This is a genomic window from Gemmatimonadota bacterium (assembly GCA_040388625.1).
Lineage (GTDB): Bacteria > Gemmatimonadota > Gemmatimonadetes > Gemmatimonadales > Gemmatimonadaceae > Fen-1247.
In genome coordinates this window covers 476,726-494,526 of the sequence record JAZKBK010000001.1, presented here as the reverse complement: position 1 = coordinate 494,526, position 17,801 = coordinate 476,726, and the positions used below count along the sequence as shown (strand labels likewise).

Here is a 17,801-nt window from a genome sequence, read left to right as displayed (position 1 = left end):
CTCTACTTTATCACCGACGCGCCGAAATACGGTTCGAGCGCCGCCGGCACACGAACCGTTCCGTCCGCGTTCTGATGCTGCTCGAGAATGGCCGCGATGATGCGCGGAAACGCCAGCCCGGATGCGTTGAGCGTGTGAACGAAACGCGGCTTCCCGCCAGCGGTCGGGCGAAAGCGGATGTTGGCGCGCCGCCCCTGAAAATCCATGAAGTTGCTGGACGACGACACCTCGAGCCACTTCCCGACGCCCGGCGAAAACGCCTCGAGATCGTACGTCTTGGCACTCGCGAAACCCGTGTCTCCTGCTGCGAGCAGCAACACCCGGTACGGCAATTCGAGCAATTGAAGAATCCGCTCTGCGTGCGCGGTGATCAGCTCGTGCTCTTCCAGCGACCGGTCCGGATGCGCGTACCGCACCAGCTCGACCTTGTCGAACTGATGCACGCGAAGCAGACCACGCGTGTCCTTGCCATGCGCTCCAGCCTCGCGCCGGAAGCAGGGCGAATAAGCGGTGAATATCCGCGGCAGATCCGACTCGGGAATTATCTCGTCACGATAGAGATTGGTGAGCGGAACTTCCGCGGTAGGAATGAGAAACAGCTCCTCGTCGCTCAAACCGTACTGCTCATCCTCGAACTTTGGGAACTGCGCCGTGCCCGTCATCGACTCGCGATTGACAACTGCTGGAACCCAGGTCTCCTGATATCCGTGCTCGCGCGTGTGCGTGTCGAGCATGAGGTTCATGAGTGAGCGTACCAGTCGAGCGCCCTCGCCGCGATACACGATGAAACCGGAACCGCTTATCTTGGCGCCGCGCTCCAGATCGATGAGCCCGAGCTTCGCACCGATCTCCCAGTGTGGGAGCACGCCATCAGGCGCGCGCGGAGTTCCCCACGTTCTGACCACCGCGTTGTTCTCTTCTCCGCCCGCTGGCACGTCCGCAAGCGGCACATTCGGAATCTGCAGCACGACGGCCGACAACTCTTCTTCCGTCGAAGTCAGATGCATCTGCAACGCGTCTATCTCGTCGCCGAGCGCTCTGCCTTCGGCGATCAACGACTCGACATCCTCACCCGCGCGCTTCAGTTTGGCGACTTGCTGCGTCACCGCATTGCGATTCGCCTTGAGCTCCTCGACACGCTGGATGATCGATCGACGCTCGGAGTCGAGCGCGAGCGCATGATCCACGAGCGCGCCGCTCGACTCCAGCATGTTCCGGCGCCTCAGCGCGTCGCGGACAGTCTCGGGTTTCTCACGAAGCAGATGTAAGTCGTGCACGGGCGGTCAGTTCGATGGAAGGCCGGGCACCAGCGATCTGTAGCCGCAGTTCGGATCGGTCGTCACCCGCATGTAGATCGCGCGCGTGGTGGTCGGCTTGGTGCTGTCGATCACGACCTTCGCGTAGAGGGTGGGCGCGGGATCGTAGATACAGATCGAGCTCGCCGTCGTCCGGCCGTTGACGAGCAGCACGAACGGCTGGCCCGGCGACACGACAATGGCCGTATCCGGACGGTAGTAGCCGCCCGGCGCGGTCTTGATGCTGTCGTACGGAGTCGTGAACATCGTCTGGATTCCGACCTGCGGAGCACCGGAAAGCTGATTCACCAGCACCCGCACCGGACTCACCACCACCCGGCCCGTGCTGTCGAAGTCGAATCCAACATCGAAAGAACCCGTGCCATCCACTCGAACAGTCGATCGAATGGTCACCGACAGCGCGCTCGGCAGGCTGGCTGACGTACCGCTCAACGCATACGCAACGAGCGTATCCGTAACCACAGGCAGATCCGCCTGAAGTATGTTCGTGTCCTTACAGCCTGTGGCGAGCGCAAGGCCGACAATGGCCGCGGCCGCCGCGGCGGGATAGCGTAGGTGCATGCGCTGAAGCGGAGCGGTTAGAAATGGGAGTACCCGCCAGAGAGCAGAATTCCCCGTGGCGTAGCCTCGTAGAATAGCCGTCGGGACGGTACTTTTCAACGCATGGCGACACTACGCGAGTTGACGGAAGCGATCCAGAACCGTCCAGGGGTTGAAGCGGTCGTGATTCTGGGCGCCGATGGCCTCCTGATCGAGACACACGATACGGCTCAGAATCGCGCCGAGGCGCTGGCCGCCCGCGTTCCGGCGGTGGCCACTGCGGCCAGCCAGTTGGGCGACGCTGCCGGATCCGGAACGGCCGCCCTGGCGGTGCTCGAATTCGAGCGCGGCTACGGCGTCGTGTTGCGGCTATCCGATCAGGCGCTGCTGTTCGTCTCCGCGACCGCTGACGTAGCGCTCGCCGATCTGCTGTACGACCTCAGACAACACCGGTCGTCAATGGCCGCGTTGGTCTAGGAACAGTTCGTTGGCAACAGAAGGCGCACAGCAGCGCAAGCAGGTACTCGTCGCGGACGACGAGCCGCACATTGGTCGCATCATCAAGATGAAGCTCGAGGCGGGACCGTTCGACGTCACGCTCGCATTCGATGGCCGAGAGGCGATCGACTCACTTCACGCAGGTGACACACGGTTCGACCTGGTCGTGCTCGATCTCATGATGCCGGAGCGAACCGGGCTCGACGTACTGCAGGACCTGCGTGGTACACTGCACAGTGATATACCCGCAATCATTCTCACAGCGGCGGGCCAGGATGAACAGGAGCGCGCAGCATTGGCGAGTGGAGCCAACGCATTCGTCACCAAGCCATTCAGTCCGAAGAAATTGTACGCGCTCGTTGCGCGCCTGACCGGCATCAAGGATCCCGAGGACCAATGACTGAGCAGGCCTGGAGTGTCGTCCTCGCCGGAGGCATAGGCTCGCGGTTCTGGCCGCTCAGCACACCGGAGCGTCCAAAGCAACTGCTTCCGCTCGTTGACGAGCGCCCGTTGCTGGTCGCGACGCTGCAGCGCATGCACGACCTCGTTCCGAATGAGCGCACTCTGGTACTTACAAACGCGTCGCTCGTCGATCCGATCTGCGCGGCGGTCCCGGAGCTGTCACGCGCCAATATCGTCCTGGAGCCTCGGCCGGCAGGCACGGCTGCGGCGCTTGCATTCGCAGCAGCCGAGATCGCACGACGCGCTGGCCCCGAAACCGTGATGATCTGCGTGCACGCGGACTGGGCGATCGCAGACGAGCCGGAATTTCGCGCGACACTCGAGCGCGCCGTGGACGTTGCGCGCGAACAGCACGGCTTGGTGACCGTCGGCATAGTTCCCACTCGTCCCGATCCGGGCTTCGGGTACATCGAGCCAGGAGACGCCGTAGCCGGCTCGCCAGCGCGCCGCGTGCGACGCTTCATCGAAAAACCCACACGTGAGCGCGCTGTCGAGTTATGCGCCAGCTCGTGCCTGTGGAACTCCGGCATTTTCGTCTGGCGCGTCGGCGACTTTCTCGACGAAGTGCGAAAGCACACTCCCGAGGTTGCGCAGGCTCTCGACGAGATCGATGGAAAGCCCGACTCGCTTGCCCGATTCTTCGCGTCGGTCAAGTCCGTATCGGTCGATGTTGGCGTACTCGAGCGCAGCGACTGCGTATACGTGGTTCCCGGTGATTTCGGCTGGGACGATGTCGGTACGTGGGCATCATTGCATCGCGTACGCGTGCAGGACGGACATGGAAATGTCGTGAGCGGAACTGCGGTCGTGTCCGACGCGACCAACAACGTGGTTCACGCCGAAGGCAACGCCGTGGTGCTGTTTGGCGTGTCCGATCTCGTCGTCGTCACTCGTGACGGGCTCACGCTCGTCACGACCCGCGATCGCTCTGTCGATCTCAAGGGCCTCATCGAGTCTCTGCCACCCGGGATTCAGGCTCGCACATGACTTCGCTCTACGTCTACGACGACGCACTGGCGCGAAGCTTCGAGCCGTTCGCGCTCACGCGTCCTGTTTCCGAGCTGCGTGCTGGCGCGGAGCTGATACGGCGACGCTGGGCGTCGGTGCTGGTGGGCAACGTCGCTGGCTTTGCGAGCGCCGCTTCCCTCGCCGATTTCGAGGAGAGCGATGCGCCGCCCGCGCTCGCCGCCGACGCAGTCATGCCCGCGGGCGCAATCATCGGGAATTCCCGCTTCGTCGTCGCGCTCGACGAAACGCTGAGAGGAACCGATTCGGCCTGGAGCTGCGACGGTCGTATCTGCGCGGTTCGGCTGACACGGCCGCTCCCGGCCTCCGCCCTCGCCGACGGCTCGCAAGCCCTCGAAACGTGGGCGACCAATTCACGCGTCACCAGCCTCCGCGGACGCTGGATCTCTGCGATCTGGGATCTCATCGCGCAATTATCTCAGCAGCTGATGGAAGACATCCCCATCATCGCTGCGAGCATCGATACGGTACCAGAGCCAGCCGGAATTCTGGGACCGCATCAAGTGGCCATCGAGCGCGGCGCGGCGATCGAATCGTACGTGATATTCGACGCGACAGCGGGTCCTATCCTCATCCGCAAGGGAGCGACGATTTCGGCGTTCACACGGGTGGTTGGCCCATGTTGCATCGGCGCGGACACAACCATAGTCGGTGATCGCATCGCCAACTGCTCGATCGGTGACAAATGCAAGATTCGCGGGGAGATGAGCTCCACGATCGTGCTCGGCCATTCCAACAAGGGACACACGGGCTTCGTCGGCCATTCGTACCTGGGCCGATGGGTGAACCTCGGTGCCGGCACGACTACCAGCAATCTGAAGAACACGTACGGCACCGTGCATCTGTGGACGCCCGCAGGAATCGTCGACACCGGGCAGCAATTCCTCGGCACCATGTTCGGCGACCATGTGAAGACCGGCATCGGGACGATGCTCACCACGGGCACCGTGCTTGGCGCCGGTGCAAACGTCTTCGGCGCAGCCACGCATCCCAAGTTCGTCGCGCCATTCTCGTGGGGTGAGCGGGAACCGTACGCAACGTTCCATGCATCGAAGTTCATCGACGTCGCCGAACGCATGATGCAGCGCAGGGGCGTTCAGCTCGGCGACGCGCTGCGTCGGCACCTCGCGCGCGCGCATGCGCGGGCGACCAATTCCTGATACGCTGGCGGCACCGTTCCGCTCCGGGCGCTTTTTCGCCGCTCGGGTGTAACGGTGACGATGAGAATGTGGCTGCTCGGCTCCGGAAGCCGGGGAAATGCGGTGCTATTGGAATCGGGTGACTCCCGTCTGTTGATAGATGCGGGCTTCGCGCCGAGCATTCTGGTCGAGCGCATGCGGTCCGTGGACATAGAGCCGGAATCGATTCAGGCAGTTCTCGTGACGCACGAGCACACGGACCACGTGCGAGGAGTGCGCGTATTGTGCGAGCGGTACGGCTGGACCGCGCACGCGACTGTCGGGACGATCACCGCCTGTCGCGATCTGGCAGGTTGCGGAGCAGTTCCGTTCCGCGCCGGCGATGGTTTGTCGATCGGTGACATGGACATCCTTTCAGTCAAGTCCTCGCACGATGCGGCGGAGCCCGTCGTGCTGGTCGCGACATCGCGTTCGACCGGCGCGCGTACGGGCATTGCATACGATCTTGGTGTTGCCGGTCAGAGCGTGATCGATGCGATGCGGGATCTGGACATGTTGATTCTCGAAGCGAACCACGACGAGTTGATGCTGCATGGGGGACCATACCCGGCATCCGTTCGCGCGCGCATCGCAGGGCGGCACGGACATCTCAGCAACGGACGCGCCGGACAACTTGCGCGCGAAGTCGCGCATCGCAACCTGCGGCAGATAGTGCTTGCGCACCTGAGCGAGAAGTGCAACACGCCGCGAACTGCTCTCGCTGACGTGCACAGCGCGATATCGCGAACCAGGTTCACGGGACGATTGAGCGCGGCCAGCCAGGATCGCGTGGCGGGACCGTTCGAGCCCGGCGCTAGGCGGGCGACCGCTGTCCAACTGGCGCTCGCTCTGTAACCAGTACCCCCTCGCTCGACCCCCAGGCCGGATAGCGGTCAAACAACTCCCTGCCCGCACCGACTCCCCTTGACGTTCTATGTGACGAGTGATACCGTCCCATAGGCATTCTATGGGGACTGTATGACCAAGCCAAGTGTTGATCTGTTTCAGGGCACACTGGACGTTTTGATTCTCAAGGCCGTGAGCTGGGCACCGGTCCACGGCTATTCCATCGCCAGGTGGTTGCAACAAACCACCGACGACGTGCTGCGCATCGAGGAAGGTTCGCTCTATCCCGCCCTGCACCGGCTCGAAGCGCGCGGACTGATCGAGGCTGCGTGGGGCCTGTCGGAGAACAATCGACGTGCGAAGTTCTATCATCTGACCGCGAAAGGTCGGAAGCAGCTGCGCGTCGAGGCGTCGACATGGGCGCGGTTCGCGGATGCGGTAAGCTGTGTGCTCGGCGCCACCACTCAACCGGTCTAGAGCGCCATCGTGAAGACCGAAGCGTGGCGCCGGTATCTGCGCTTCTGGCGCGCGGACGTGGAGGACGATGTGGATGAAGAGCTGCGCTTCCATGTCGAGATGCGCGAGGGCGAATACCTGGCGGCCGGCCTCGCGGCGGAAGACGCGCACGCAGAGGCGCTGCGGCGCTTCGGAAGCTTCGCGAACGTGCGCGACGTTTGCTACCGCATCGGCCATCAGCACGAGCGCGACGTGCGATTCGCCGAGTTCGCATTCGGCGTGAGGAATGATGTTGTATTCGCGATCCGGCAGCTGGCGCGTAACCGCGGCTTCACGATCGCGGCGGTGCTTACGTTGGCGCTTGGTATCGGCGCGAACGGGTTGGTATTCGGCCTTGTCAACGCGCTCGTATTGCGCCCGCTGCCCGGTGTGGCAACACCTGATCGTGTCATAGCGGTCGATAATCTGTCAGTTTCGTATCCCTCGTACCGTGACTTCGCCAGCTCCAATCCCGCGCTGGCCGGCCTGGCTGCATTCAGCGATCGCAGCACCGCGGTTTCAGACGGGGAGCGTACCGAGATCGCGTCGGCGGCAGTTGTCAGCGGGAACTACTTCCCTCTGCTCGGCGTCGGTCCGTCGCGCGGGCGCGTGCTTGCAGCGCGGGACGATGAGCCAGGCGCGCCACCTGTCGCAGTACTCAGTTCGACGTTTGCGCGCCACCTTTTCCCGGATGGCACCGACGTGATCGGCCGTGTACTCGATCTCAATGGAATGCCGGTGACGATTGTCGGAGTCGCCGCGAACGATTTCCACGGCGTTCAGCTCGATTCGCCCGAGGACTTGTGGGTGCCAACTCACACGTGGATGGGATTGGCGCCGACTTCGTTCAGCGGATTGAATCTGAACGGACGCAACTGGTCGTGGCTGAGCATGATCGGACGCCTCGCCCCCGGAGCGACGATCCAGCAGGCCGCAGCTGCATTGCATACTTCCGCCGTGCATCAGGACGCGTCCTATCCGGATAGCTATCAGACCCTCGCGAAGAGGATCACAGCCGAGAACGTGGTATGGGCGGGAGATGCTGCCATCTCCAGCATTGCGCACGGAACGATGGTGCGCGCCACCGCTATCGTGTCCGCCGTCGTAGGCATAGTGCTTCTCATTGCATGCGCCAACGTTGCAAACCTGCTGCTGGTCCGCGCTATGAGTCGACGCCGCGAAATCGGGATTCGTATGGCAGTAGGAGCGGGGCGAGGACGTGTGGTCAGACAGCTGCTCACCGAAGCGGGCGTGCTCGCACTCATTGCCTCTATCATCGGTCTGCTCGCAACACGTATAGGAATGCGTGCGATGTCACACGTAACGTTGCCCGGGGGATTATCACTTGGGATTGTGGGCGTTCATGTCGACGAACGTGTGACGGCGTACACGATCCTCCTCGCCTTGGCAGCCAGCCTCGTATTTGGCGTAGCGCCGGCGCTGCAGAGCACGCGGCACGACATGCCCGGCGCGCTGAAAGATGGCGCACCCGGCTCGGGGCAGCAGCGTTCAATGTTGCGTCGCACACTGCTGATAGCGCAGGTAGCTCTCAGCCTCGTTCTCCTGATCGGTGCCGGGCTCTTCGCGCGAAGCCTGCAGCGCGCACTTGCCACCGATCCGGGGTTCGACGGTGCTCATGTTGCGGTCGCGTCGGTCAATGTTGCCCTTATCCGCGGCGACAGCGCGCGTACGGGGCAGATATACGACGGCGCCGTACGGCGACTGCGCGCCATGCCTGACGTACGGTTCGCCGCCTGGGGGACGACGCTGCCGCTCGATCTCGGCTCCGACAGTGAAGGATTTCAGCTCGACGGGTATACTCCGCCGCCGGGCGAACACGCTGGTGTTGAAACGATCGACATTACGCCCCAGTACCTGCAGGCGTTTTCGATTCCACTCCTCCGTGGACGCCTTTTCACTGATCATGACGGTCCGTCCTCGCAGCACGTGGCAATCATCAACGAAACCGCAGCGCATACATATCTGCCAGGAAAGGACCCGCTTGGCCGGCGTATCCTGTTCGGCTCTGCCGATACCGCTTTCATTGTTGGTGTAGTGCGAGACATCAAGTACCACGAGCTTCGCGAACAGGCGCAGCCAGTGGTCTACAGAGCACTCAGCCAGCATCTCTCGACTTCGGGCCGCAATCCTCTCGACCTGGTGGTCACGAGCACCGGTGCTCCGTCAGCAACGCTTGCCAGGATTCGACAGGCATTGCACGAAGTGGCGCCTGAAGTCCCGGTGTACGATGTATCGACGTTCGAGGATCGCACCGGCCACACGGTATTCGCGCAACGACTCGGAGTCTCGGTGCTTGGGTTGTTCAGCCTGCTGGCTCTGGCTATAACCGCCGTGGGTATTTACGGAGTGGTTGGGTACGGTGTCACGCAGCGCACGCAGGAGATTGGAATTCGCGTGGCGCTCGGTGCCCGCGTTGGTGCAGTACTGAGTCTCATACTCATGGAGAACATCGCGTCGATCGTTCTGGGGCTGCTCATCGGCATTGGATTGAGCGTGGCGCTCACTCGTTTGCTGAGCAACTTTCTGTTTGGCATAAGCGCAGTCGACACTGTCGCGTTCGGCGCCGCGTCAGTCATTCTACTGTTGGTTGGTACTGCAGCCGCACTCATTCCAGCGTTGCGTGCAACGCGCGTAGATCCCGTGATCGCACTCCGGAGCGAATAGAGACCAATCGTCTACCGTCCTCGACAACGGAATCGACGATATCTTTATCTACAACATCGCGATTCCGCTACCGCCGGGAGGCATTGGATGAGCCACACCGCCGAAAGACTCCATACCGTCGAGGAGCTGCCGGATATCCCGGATTGCTACGAACTCGTTGATGGAGAGTTGGTCATGATGATGTCGCCCGCTGGATGGTTGCACGGCCATCTGGTGATGAAGATCGGCGCGGTGCTGGGCGCGTACGTCGAGGAAAACAATCTTGGCATGATTTTCGGCGAGCAGACGGGATTCATTCTGACACGAAACCCAGACACCGTGCGCGCTCCCGATGCAGCGTTCGTCCGCGAGGAACGAATTCCCCACGAACGCGGTCTTGACGAATACTTCCCCGGTGCCCCCGATCTCGCTGTTGAAGTATTATTGCCGTCCAATCGCGCGTCAGCGATGACGCACAAGCTCTCCCAGTACTTCGCCGCTGGCACACGACTGGTCTGGGTCGTCGATCCCAAGACGCGCTTGATCACGGTCCATGCACCCGGACGTGAGCCCGCAATGCTGCACGAGACCGACACACTCGATGGTGAAGATGTCCTGCCCGGCTTTCGCTATAAGATCGCGCGACTGTTCGAGCGGATGTGAGACATCGGAGCTGAGCGCATGACGCGGTTCCACGCAAGAACGGCCCGGAGCTTTCGCCCCGGGCCGTTTTTACAACATTGGGACGAGCGGTTAGTACATTCCGCCCATGCCGCCGCCTGGCGGGCCACCTGCTGGTGGATTCGCTTCCTTCTTCTCGACGATCAACGCTTCGGTCGTCAGTAGCAGGCCGGCGATGCTGGCTGCGTTCTGAAGAGCCGTGCGCGTGACCTTCGTTGGATCGATCACACCGGCCTGCACGAGATCCTCGTACGTGTCGGTGAGTGCGTTGTAACCGAAGGTGTTGTCCTTCGCGCTACGCACCTTCTCGACGACCATCGAACCTTCGCCGCCAGCATTCTGAACGATCATGCGGATGGGCTCCTCGATGGCGCGACGGATGATGTCGACGCCGACCTGCTCGTCGTGATCCGTGAACTTGAGGTCCTTGAGGGCCTTCTGAGCGCGGATGAGTGCAACACCGCCGCCTGGGACGATTCCCTCTTCGACAGCTGCGCGCGTTGCGTGCAGAGCGTCCTCGACGCGAGCCTTCTTCTCCTTCATCTCGCTCTCGGTCGCTGCGCCGACGTTGATCACCGCGACACCGCCGGCGATCTTCGCGAGGCGCTCCTGCAGCTTCTCACGATCGTAATCGGACGTGGTCTTCTCGACCGCGGCCTTGATCTCCTTCACGCGACCCTGAATGGCGTCATCCGTACCGGCGCCGTCGATGATCGTGGTGTTGTCCTTGTCCACGACGATGCGCTTGGCACGGCCGAGGTCTGTAACGACTGCGTTCTCGAGCTTGAATCCGACTTCCTCGGAGATCACCTGACCACCGGTGAGAACCGCGATGTCCTGCAGCATCGCCTTGCGACGATCGCCGAAGCCCGGCGCCTTGACTGCGCAGACCTTGAGCGTGCCGCGCAGCTTGTTCACGACGAGAGTCGCGAGAGCCTCGCCCTCGATGTCCTCGGCGATGATGAGCAACGGCTTGCTGAGCTGAGCCACCTTCTCGAGAATCGGGAGCAGATCCTTCATCGACGAGATCTTCTTGTCGTGAATGAGAATCATTCCGTCTTCGAGAACGGCTTCCATCTTGTCGGGATCGGTTACGAAGTACGGCGACACGTAACCGCGATCGAACTGCATGCCCTCGACGGTGTCGAGGTTGGTCTCGAGGCCCTTTGCCTCTTCAACCGTGATCACGCCGTCCTTGCCGACCTTCTCCATCGCTTCGGCAATGAGATCACCGATCTCCTTGTCGTTGTTCGCGGAGATCGTGCCGACCTGGGCGATTTCCTTCTTTCCAGTGGTTGGCACCGAGATCGCCTTGAGCTCGTCGACGACAGCCTGAACTGCCTTGTCGATTCCGCGCTTGAGTGCCATCGGGTTCGCGCCGGCCGTCACGTTCTTGAGGCCTTCGCGGAAGATTGCCTGTGCGAGAACGGTCGCCGTGGTGGTGCCGTCGCCGGCCAAGTCGGACGTCTTCGTCGCGACCTCCTTCACCATCTGCGCACCCATGTTCTCGATCGGATCCGAGAGCTCGACTTCCTTCGCGACAGTCACACCGTCCTTCGTGATCGTCGGCGAGCCGAACTTCTTGTCGATTACGACGTTGCGTCCCTTGGGGCCGAGGGTGACCTTCACCGCTTCGGCAAGCTGATCGACACCGCGCTTGAGAGCCGCGCGTGCCTCAGTGTTGAAATAGAGTTCTTTCGCTGCCATTGTGGTCTAGTCTCCGTTAGCCGATCACCGCGAGCACATCCGTCTCGCGGAGGATGAGAACCTGGTCGCCGCTGAGCGTCACTTCGGTGCCGCTGTACTTGCCGTAGAGGACCTTGTCGCCAACCTTGAGCGACATCGGAACGAGCTTGCCATCTTCGTAGCGGCCTGGGCCGACCGCGATGATCTCACCCTGCTGCGGCTTTTCCTTGGCCGTGTCGGGGATGAAGAGCCCACCGCGCATCTGCTCGGTCTCTTCGAGTGCCTTGATAACCACGCGATCCGCGAGCGGCTTCACGGTGGTGGCGGTCTTGTCTGCCATAGAGCGCCTCTATTGTGATGTAGAGTGTTGATGAGAATCGTTAGCACTCATCAACCGAGAGTGCTAACAGCCGGAAATTAACCTGTTCGCGGCCGCCTTCAAGGGACGCCTATCGTTCGATCAGTCGTTCGAAACGATGGCGAATGCCAGTCGGAGTCCCTGAAGCGTGAGGTAGGGGTCGACTTCGTTGAAGCCGGTGCAGAATGACCGGAAGGTGTCCGCCAGGCCGCCAGTAGCCACGACGTAAGGCGTATCCGGATGGGGCCACTCCGCCTTGATGCGCCCTATCAGCCCATCTATCGAGTCCGCGGCTCCGAACACCACGCCGGCGCGGATGCAGTCGGCCGTATTCGTCCCGATCGCGTGGGCCGGCGTGGCAAGCGCCGTGCTTGGCAACATCGCGGTCCTGGAGAAGAGCATCAACGCGGAAGTCTGAACGCCGGGCTGAATGATGCCGCCGAAGAACGACCCGCTCGCACTTACGCAGTCGTACGTGGTCGCCGTCCCCATGTCCACGATGATGCAATCCCGTTTGTAGATCTGGCTCGCCGCCAGCGTATTCACCACGCGGTCGGCACCCACCGTGGAAGGTTCGTCGACGTCGAGCGTGATGGGAAGCCGCGAGCGTGAGTCGATCACCACGGGAGTAACACCAAACGCGAGATCGCATGCGTTGACGACGGTTTGCGTTATCGTGGGAACGACGGAGCACAACGCGACACCCGTGACGCTTGCAGCGGAGATACCTTCCGCAGCCACGAGCTGCGACATTAGCACTCGCACCTCGTCGGCGGTGCGCGCCACGGTTGTCGTGAGCCGCCAGTGCGCGCGCAGCACGTCTCGGTCGAACAGGCCGGCTGTTGTCTCGGTGTTACCGATATCTATCGTTAGAAGCATGGTTGGCTCGCGTTGCTCGATTAATCCGATTCGTTCGATGACTGGAGCACAAGTGATCCGGTTCGTACGCGCGCGACGGAATCCGCAAGCTCCACCAGCAGCTCGCCGGTCGGCGCAATTCCAACTACGCGACCGCGCACGGGTTCCGTGCACACACGTCCGCGCGCAAGATCGCGGGCAGCGTACTCGTCCATCTCGTCCTGCGTGAGAGGTCCCGACATCGCCGCCGATCCGCGCAACTCCGGGAGCAGCGCGCAGATCACGTCGGCGCGTGAAGTTCCGGGTTCGAGGACGGCGGCCGCCTGATCGGGTGGCTGATCCATGTTGACGCCGAGTCCGATGGCCACCCAGTCGAGCCGATCGCCGCGCCACCGCGCCTCTACCAGAACTCCCGCAAGCTTGGCGCTCTCGACGTAAAGGTCGTTGGGCCACTTCACGCGAACAGGCTCCGCGGCAAACGTATCGAGGGCGCGCGCCGCAGCAAGTCCGATGCGTAGTGACAGAACATCGAGCGCGGATGGATCGGGCGGACGCTCGATGAGCGTCATCCACACGCCTCGGGGTGGTGATGACCAGCGCTTGCCGTTTCTTCCCCGCCCGGATGACTGCGAATCCGCCAGTATGACCGTGCCAGCCTGCGCTCCGTCGGATGCGAGTGCATGGGCTTCGTCCATCGTGGAACCCACCACATCGAACAATTCGACGCGAGGCACTTTCGCACGCTCCGCAAGGTCGGCCGCTGAGAGACCGTCATACCGGAGCGCCCGGCGAGCGTCAGCCACCACGCGCGAAGTAGATCGCGAGCACTGCGGCGCCGAGCAGCACGCGGTACAGCGCGAACGCTCCGTAGGAATGCCGGCTCACGTACCTGAGCAATACCGAGATCGCGAGCCAGCCACTGATCGCCGATGCGGCGACGCCAACGAGAAGCGGCAGGCTCATTCCCCCTTCTCGAATCACGTGCGGCACCTTGAGTACCACGGCGGCAGCGATGATTGGCATGCTAAGCAGAAAGCTGAACGCCGCGGCGCCGTTTCTATCCAGACCCAGAGCACGACCCGCGGTGATCGTCGAACCAGAGCGCGACACGCCCGGAATGAGTGCGAAGACCTGCGCGCAACCAATAAGGATCGCGTCCTTCCAGGTCATGTGCGTTATCGGTCTATCGGAACGAGCGAACCGATCGGCGAGCCACAGCAGGATTCCAAGTACTATCAGCGCGGTGGCGATGAGCGCCGGATTTCGGAACGCGGTTTCCGCTTTCTTCTCCAGAAGCAAACCGAATATTCCGCCCGGAATCGTCGCGGCAACCAGAAACGCAGCACGTTTCTGCTCGACGGTCACGATCTTCCGCGTGTGAATGATCTGGCCGGCGGCGCGCAATAGTGACATCCACTCCCCAGCGAAGTACCAGATTACGGCAATCAGCGTTCCGAAGTGAAGTGAGACGTCGAAGGACAGCCCGGGGTCGGGCCAGTTGAAGAGCCACGGTGCGAGTGCCAAGTGTGCCGAGCTGCTGATCGGGAGAAACTCGGCCAATCCCTGAAGAAGGCCGAGAACGAGCGCTTGGAAGATTGTGGGCATCCAGTAGGGATTAGTGAGCGTCGGAAGGTAGTTTGAGCGCGCTGCGATACAGGTCTTCGTACTGCGAAACTACGGTGTCGAGCGCGAACCGCTTGCGCGCATCGTCGGCACCGGCCGCGCCCATGTCCGCCTGACGGCGTGGATTCGTGACGATCGACAGCACGCCCGCCGCCATCGAATCTACGTCCCCAACGGGATACAGCAGGCCGGTAACGCCGTTCGTTACGACCTCCGGCAGTCCGCCGGAATCGCTGCCGACCACCGGAACGCCCGATGCCATCGCCTCGAGCGCACTCAAGCCGAATGACTCGCTCGAGGTGGGCAACAGAAAAACGTCGGCGCTGGCGAGCAATGGCGCGACCGTCTCGATCTTGCCCAGGAAGAATACGGAATCACCGACACCGAGCGTTCGCACTTCCTCTTCAGCGGCAGGACGCTCGGGACCATCACCCACCATTACGAGCACGCTCGGCGTCTTCGCAGCAACCTTCGCGAAGATGCGCACGATGTCGCGTACTCGCTTTACAGCGCGGAAGTTGGAGATGTGCATCAACACCTTGCGGTCGCCAGCGAAAGGGAGCAGCTCCGATCTGCTGTACAGGGACCGATCGTAAACGGCAGGGTCGACGAAATTGGGAATTACGGCGACGCGACAGCCGGTGCAGTCGAACGCGTTGAACGTCTCGTCGCGCAGATAGTCGGACACCGCCGTTATGCGATCCGATTTCTCGATCGAGAATTTCGTTATCGCGTGGAATGACGGGTCCTGGCCCACCAGCGTAATGTCTGTCCCGTGCAACGTCGTGACGACCGCAACGTCCGAGTGCTCGGCTCGCAACATCTCACGCGCGATCCAGGCACTCGTCGCATGCGGGATCGCGTAATGACAGTGCAGTACCTCGACGCCGTGCATCTTCACGACTTCGTGCATCTGTACCGCCAACGCGAGATCGTACGGCGGGTACTCGAAGAGCGGGTACGCACCCACCTGGACTTCGTGAAAGAATACGCGCGGAAGAAATGACGGAAGCCGGAATGGCTGGCGGTAGCTGATGAAGTGAACTTCATGACCGCGCGCCGCGAGCGCGATCCCGAGCTCGGTCGCGACCGCGCCGGATCCACCGTAGGTGGGATAACACGTGATGCCGATCTTCATGGTAGTTGGTGCCTGAACCAGGTTCGCTGCCGTTTCGCGTACTGACGTGTCTCGATGATCGCGCGCTCGCGTGCTTCCGCAAGCGAATACTCGCCTTCGAGATGCCGCCGCATCACGCGGTAACCCGATGCCTTCCACGCTATCGCGTCGGCCGGCACGCTCTGCATGAGCGATGCGACTTCGTCCAGCCAGCCATTCTCCAGCATTTGATCCACGCGTGTCTCGATGTGATTCCTGAGATCGGGGCCGGGATCTACTACTTCGTATTCGGGAACGAGGTCGAGATCCTCTACTGGCGGCTCGTCGTACGGTGGATCGAACAGGGACTTCACGTAGAACCCCGTTCCTCCAACGATGATGGGCACCTTTCCCATGCGCTCCGCCTCGCCGATCCAGCGCGCGGCGTCGCGCGCCCACTGGTACGCGCTATAATGCTCGGTCGGCTCGACGACGTTCACACCGAAATGTACGACGCTGGAGAGCTCTTCAGGAGTCGGTTTGGCGGTACCGATATCAAACTTTCGGTAAATCTGCCGGCTATCCGCCGAGATTATGGCGATATCCCCGCGTGCCGCGGCTTCCATGGCGCGCATGGACTTCCCCGCAGCCGTTGGGCCGACGATCACCCGAATCCTACGATCGGCCAAAACGCCTGTCTACTTCGCTCCACGCCAGCTGAACGATCGTGGAGCGGCCGTGAACGTCATGCGCGGGGAGGTTCGTATCGCGAAGCGCGATGAACAGGGCGCGCATCTCTGCCCCCGAGAGCAGATCACCGCCCTTCACTGCCGCCTTGCACGCGATGGTCGCAACCAGTCTCTCATGGCGGCCGTGCGCCGACGGCGTGCGGTCGCCAGTCAGGGACGCAAGAGTATCACGAAGGCAGCGCTCGGCGTCGAAGCGCGGATGCGGCAGAGGCACCGCATGTACGATCAGCGCGTTCCCGCCGAACGGCTCGATCTCGAAGCCGAGCTTGTCGAAGTATTCACGATTGAGATCGAACGCTTCGAGCTCCGCGGCGGATAACGTCAGGGTAAAGGGCAGGAGCAGTCGCTGCGAATCCGCAGAGCCCGTCTCGATCGCACGCATGAACTCTTCGTACAGGACGCGTTCATGAGCGGAATGCTGGTCGATGAGCACGACGCCGTCCTCGTGCTCGAACATGATGTACGTACGACGCAGCTGTGTGAGCGGTGGAATGTTGTCATCTTCGCGTGTGCCGGCATTGCCGGCGATGTCGCGCGCTACCGTTTCGTAATCCTTGACATCAGCCGCATCGATCGATGAACTGGCGGCATGGAAAAGCGGCGTGTCATCCGCCTGTGGCGCGAGAATCTGGCTTTCGATTACTTGAACGTGCGCATTCGGCGGCGCAATTCCGCCGAAGAAAGATCGTCCCATTGCCGCGGAGCTATCGAACGTACCAAGCGCGCGTCGCACCGCACGCTCGACAGCGCGCTCGACCGTCCAGCGATCCTGAAATCGAATCTCGGCCTTGGCGGGATGGACGTTTACGTCGACTGAGTCGGCGGGCACGGCGACTTCCAGGTACAGTGCCGGTCTGGTTCCAGCTGGGATCGTCGACCTGTACGCAGCCTCGGCGCCGCGCACAATTCCAGCGTCCCGGATGGAGCGGCCGTTGACCGATAGGAATACACGTCGCGTAGCCGTTCCGACATTTGCCGGACGCTCGACAAGGCCGGACACGTGAATCGGACCCGCTACATCATCCACGTCCAGCAAGCCGTCTGCGTACTGAACACCCCAGAGTGCGCCGAGCCGCACGCGTAATGAAGAAGCCGGAGGCGCAGTGAGAGAGCGCCGTCCGTCGTGCACCAGGTCGAAACGAATGTCGCGACGCGTGAGAGCGAGCGTCATGACGATTTCCGATATCGCGCGCCACTCGGAGCGACTTCCCCGCAGGAATTTTGCGCGTGCCGGAGAGTTGTAGAACAGATCGGTAACGGTGACAGTCGTGCCGCGCCGCCGTTGCGTGGGAGTCACGGTCGGGGGTGCACCACCCGCTGCTTCGAGGCGCGTGCCGCTTCCGTCGTGCAGCGCAGTCTCGATTTCCATACGCGAGACAGAGCAGATCGCCGGCAGTGCTTCGCCGCGAAATCCAAACGTGCGCACGCCGGTGAGATCCGCCGATGTGCGAATCTTGGACGTCCCATGCCGAGCGAGCGAGAGGACCGCGTCGTCAGCATCCATTCCCGCCCCGTCGTCGCTTATGCGAATCAGGGCGCGGCCGCCTTCCTGCACGGTGATCTCCACCGACTTTGCCCCCGCATCGAGCGAATTCTCGACCAGTTCCTTGACGACCGACGCCGGGCGCTCGACGACTTCTCCGGCCGCAATCTGGTCCGCTACCGCGCTGGGAAGAACGCTGATTACTGGCACGTGTTGGATCGTAGCAGTGGCACGACGTAACT

The 17,801-nt window shown here is 62.1% G+C and carries 18 protein-coding genes; 8 read left to right on the top strand and 10 right to left on the bottom strand.

The window, feature by feature from the left end:
* Nucleotides 1-2 precede the first annotated feature (2 nt).
* Both serS and V4529_02265 read right to left on the bottom strand, forming a co-directional pair.
* Complete coding sequence (gene serS, locus V4529_02270; protein MES2357147.1) at nucleotides 3-1,277, bottom strand: serine--tRNA ligase; 1,275 nt, start codon at nucleotides 1,275-1,277, stop codon at nucleotides 3-5.
* Between the two features lie 6 nt (nucleotides 1,278-1,283).
* Nucleotides 1,284-1,877, bottom strand: coding sequence for a hypothetical protein (locus tag V4529_02265; GenBank protein MES2357146.1), 594 nt, complete (start codon nucleotides 1,875-1,877; stop codon nucleotides 1,284-1,286).
* Nucleotides 1,878-1,979: 102 nt separating this feature from the next.
* Here V4529_02265 and V4529_02260 point away from each other — a divergent pair, with 102 nt between their 5' ends.
* The 8 genes from V4529_02260 to V4529_02225 all read left to right on the top strand — a co-directional run bounded on the left by V4529_02260 (nucleotide 1,980) and on the right by V4529_02225 (nucleotide 9,688).
* A complete protein-coding gene (locus tag V4529_02260) occupies nucleotides 1,980-2,333 on the top strand; it encodes a roadblock/LC7 domain-containing protein (GenBank protein ID MES2357145.1) in 354 nt (117 codons plus the stop codon).
* 10 nt (nucleotides 2,334-2,343) lie between these two features.
* Nucleotides 2,344-2,754, top strand: a complete 411-nt coding sequence (locus V4529_02255; GenBank protein MES2357144.1) for a response regulator transcription factor — start codon at nucleotides 2,344-2,346, stop codon at nucleotides 2,752-2,754.
* Nucleotides 2,751-3,803 carry a sugar phosphate nucleotidyltransferase gene (locus V4529_02250; GenBank protein ID MES2357143.1) on the top strand — a complete coding sequence of 351 codons (1,053 nt, stop codon included), beginning with the start codon at nucleotides 2,751-2,753 and terminating at the stop codon, nucleotides 3,801-3,803. Before V4529_02255 ends, V4529_02250 begins: the two co-directional genes overlap by 4 nt.
* Nucleotides 3,800-5,002, top strand: coding sequence for a putative sugar nucleotidyl transferase (locus V4529_02245; protein MES2357142.1), 1,203 nt, complete (start codon nucleotides 3,800-3,802; stop codon nucleotides 5,000-5,002). Before V4529_02250 ends, V4529_02245 begins: the two co-directional genes overlap by 4 nt.
* 60 nt (nucleotides 5,003-5,062) lie before the next feature.
* Nucleotides 5,063-5,875 (top strand): MBL fold metallo-hydrolase, encoded by an 813-nt coding sequence (locus tag V4529_02240; protein MES2357141.1) that lies wholly within the window; start codon nucleotides 5,063-5,065, stop codon nucleotides 5,873-5,875.
* A gap of 123 nt (nucleotides 5,876-5,998) precedes the next feature.
* On the top strand, nucleotides 5,999-6,343 hold the full coding sequence (locus tag V4529_02235; protein ID MES2357140.1) for a PadR family transcriptional regulator: 345 nt from the start codon (nucleotides 5,999-6,001) through the stop codon (nucleotides 6,341-6,343).
* Nucleotides 6,344-6,352: 9 nt separating this feature from the next.
* The gene (locus V4529_02230) at nucleotides 6,353-9,046 is read left to right on the top strand and encodes an ABC transporter permease (GenBank protein ID MES2357139.1); all 2,694 of its coding nucleotides are present in this window, start codon (nucleotides 6,353-6,355) and stop codon (nucleotides 9,044-9,046) included.
* Nucleotides 9,047-9,133: 87 nt separating this feature from the next.
* Nucleotides 9,134-9,688 carry a Uma2 family endonuclease gene (locus tag V4529_02225; protein MES2357138.1) on the top strand — a complete coding sequence of 185 codons (555 nt, stop codon included), beginning with the start codon at nucleotides 9,134-9,136 and terminating at the stop codon, nucleotides 9,686-9,688.
* Between the two features lie 90 nt (nucleotides 9,689-9,778).
* On the opposite strand, the gene groL is transcribed toward V4529_02225, so the two are convergent.
* The 8 genes from groL to mutL all read right to left on the bottom strand — a co-directional run bounded on the left by groL (nucleotide 9,779) and on the right by mutL (nucleotide 17,769).
* Entirely contained in the window at nucleotides 9,779-11,413 is a 1,635-nt protein-coding gene (gene groL, locus V4529_02220) for a chaperonin GroEL (GenBank protein ID MES2357137.1), read from the bottom strand.
* 16 nt (nucleotides 11,414-11,429) lie between these two features.
* A complete protein-coding gene (locus tag V4529_02215) occupies nucleotides 11,430-11,732 on the bottom strand; it encodes a co-chaperone GroES (protein ID MES2357136.1) in 303 nt (100 codons plus the stop codon).
* A gap of 120 nt (nucleotides 11,733-11,852) precedes the next feature.
* Complete coding sequence (locus V4529_02210; GenBank protein ID MES2357135.1) at nucleotides 11,853-12,629, bottom strand: type III pantothenate kinase; 777 nt, start codon at nucleotides 12,627-12,629, stop codon at nucleotides 11,853-11,855.
* 20 nt (nucleotides 12,630-12,649) lie between these two features.
* Nucleotides 12,650-13,411 carry a biotin--[acetyl-CoA-carboxylase] ligase gene (locus V4529_02205; protein MES2357134.1) on the bottom strand — a complete coding sequence of 254 codons (762 nt, stop codon included), beginning with the start codon at nucleotides 13,409-13,411 and terminating at the stop codon, nucleotides 12,650-12,652.
* Nucleotides 13,404-14,213, bottom strand: coding sequence for an undecaprenyl-diphosphatase UppP (uppP, locus tag V4529_02200; GenBank protein MES2357133.1), 810 nt, complete (start codon nucleotides 14,211-14,213; stop codon nucleotides 13,404-13,406). Before uppP ends, V4529_02205 begins: the two co-directional genes overlap by 8 nt.
* Nucleotides 14,214-14,223: 10 nt before the next feature.
* Nucleotides 14,224-15,369 carry an N-acetyl-alpha-D-glucosaminyl L-malate synthase BshA gene (gene bshA / locus V4529_02195; protein ID MES2357132.1) on the bottom strand — a complete coding sequence of 382 codons (1,146 nt, stop codon included), beginning with the start codon at nucleotides 15,367-15,369 and terminating at the stop codon, nucleotides 14,224-14,226.
* Nucleotides 15,366-15,995, bottom strand: a complete 630-nt coding sequence (locus V4529_02190) for a tRNA (adenosine(37)-N6)-dimethylallyltransferase MiaA (protein MES2357131.1) — start codon at nucleotides 15,993-15,995, stop codon at nucleotides 15,366-15,368. The genes bshA and V4529_02190 overlap by 4 nt, the downstream gene beginning before the upstream one ends.
* 7 nt (nucleotides 15,996-16,002) lie before the next feature.
* Nucleotides 16,003-17,769 carry a DNA mismatch repair endonuclease MutL gene (gene mutL / locus V4529_02185; protein MES2357130.1) on the bottom strand — a complete coding sequence of 589 codons (1,767 nt, stop codon included), beginning with the start codon at nucleotides 17,767-17,769 and terminating at the stop codon, nucleotides 16,003-16,005.
* Between the last annotated feature and the right edge of the window lie 32 nt (nucleotides 17,770-17,801).

Coding starts and splice junctions, on each gene's coding strand:
- V4529_02265 (MES2357146.1), bottom strand. CDS start 1,877: ATGCACCTACGCTATCCCGCCGCGGCGGCCGCGGCCATTGTCGGCCTT.
- V4529_02260 (MES2357145.1), top strand. CDS start 1,980: ATGGCGACACTACGCGAGTTGACGGAAGCGATCCAGAACCGTCCAGGG.
- V4529_02250 (MES2357143.1), top strand. CDS start 2,751: ATGACTGAGCAGGCCTGGAGTGTCGTCCTCGCCGGAGGCATAGGCTCG.
- V4529_02245 (MES2357142.1), top strand. CDS start 3,800: ATGACTTCGCTCTACGTCTACGACGACGCACTGGCGCGAAGCTTCGAG.
- V4529_02240 (MES2357141.1), top strand. CDS start 5,063: ATGAGAATGTGGCTGCTCGGCTCCGGAAGCCGGGGAAATGCGGTGCTA.
- V4529_02235 (MES2357140.1), top strand. CDS start 5,999: ATGACCAAGCCAAGTGTTGATCTGTTTCAGGGCACACTGGACGTTTTG.
- V4529_02225 (MES2357138.1), top strand. CDS start 9,134: ATGAGCCACACCGCCGAAAGACTCCATACCGTCGAGGAGCTGCCGGAT.
- groL (MES2357137.1), bottom strand. CDS start 11,413: ATGGCAGCGAAAGAACTCTATTTCAACACTGAGGCACGCGCGGCTCTC.
- V4529_02215 (MES2357136.1), bottom strand. CDS start 11,732: ATGGCAGACAAGACCGCCACCACCGTGAAGCCGCTCGCGGATCGCGTG.
- V4529_02210 (MES2357135.1), bottom strand. CDS start 12,629: ATGCTTCTAACGATAGATATCGGTAACACCGAGACAACAGCCGGCCTG.
- uppP (MES2357133.1), bottom strand. CDS start 14,213: ATGCCCACAATCTTCCAAGCGCTCGTTCTCGGCCTTCTTCAGGGATTG.
- bshA (MES2357132.1), bottom strand. CDS start 15,369: ATGAAGATCGGCATCACGTGTTATCCCACCTACGGTGGATCCGGCGCG.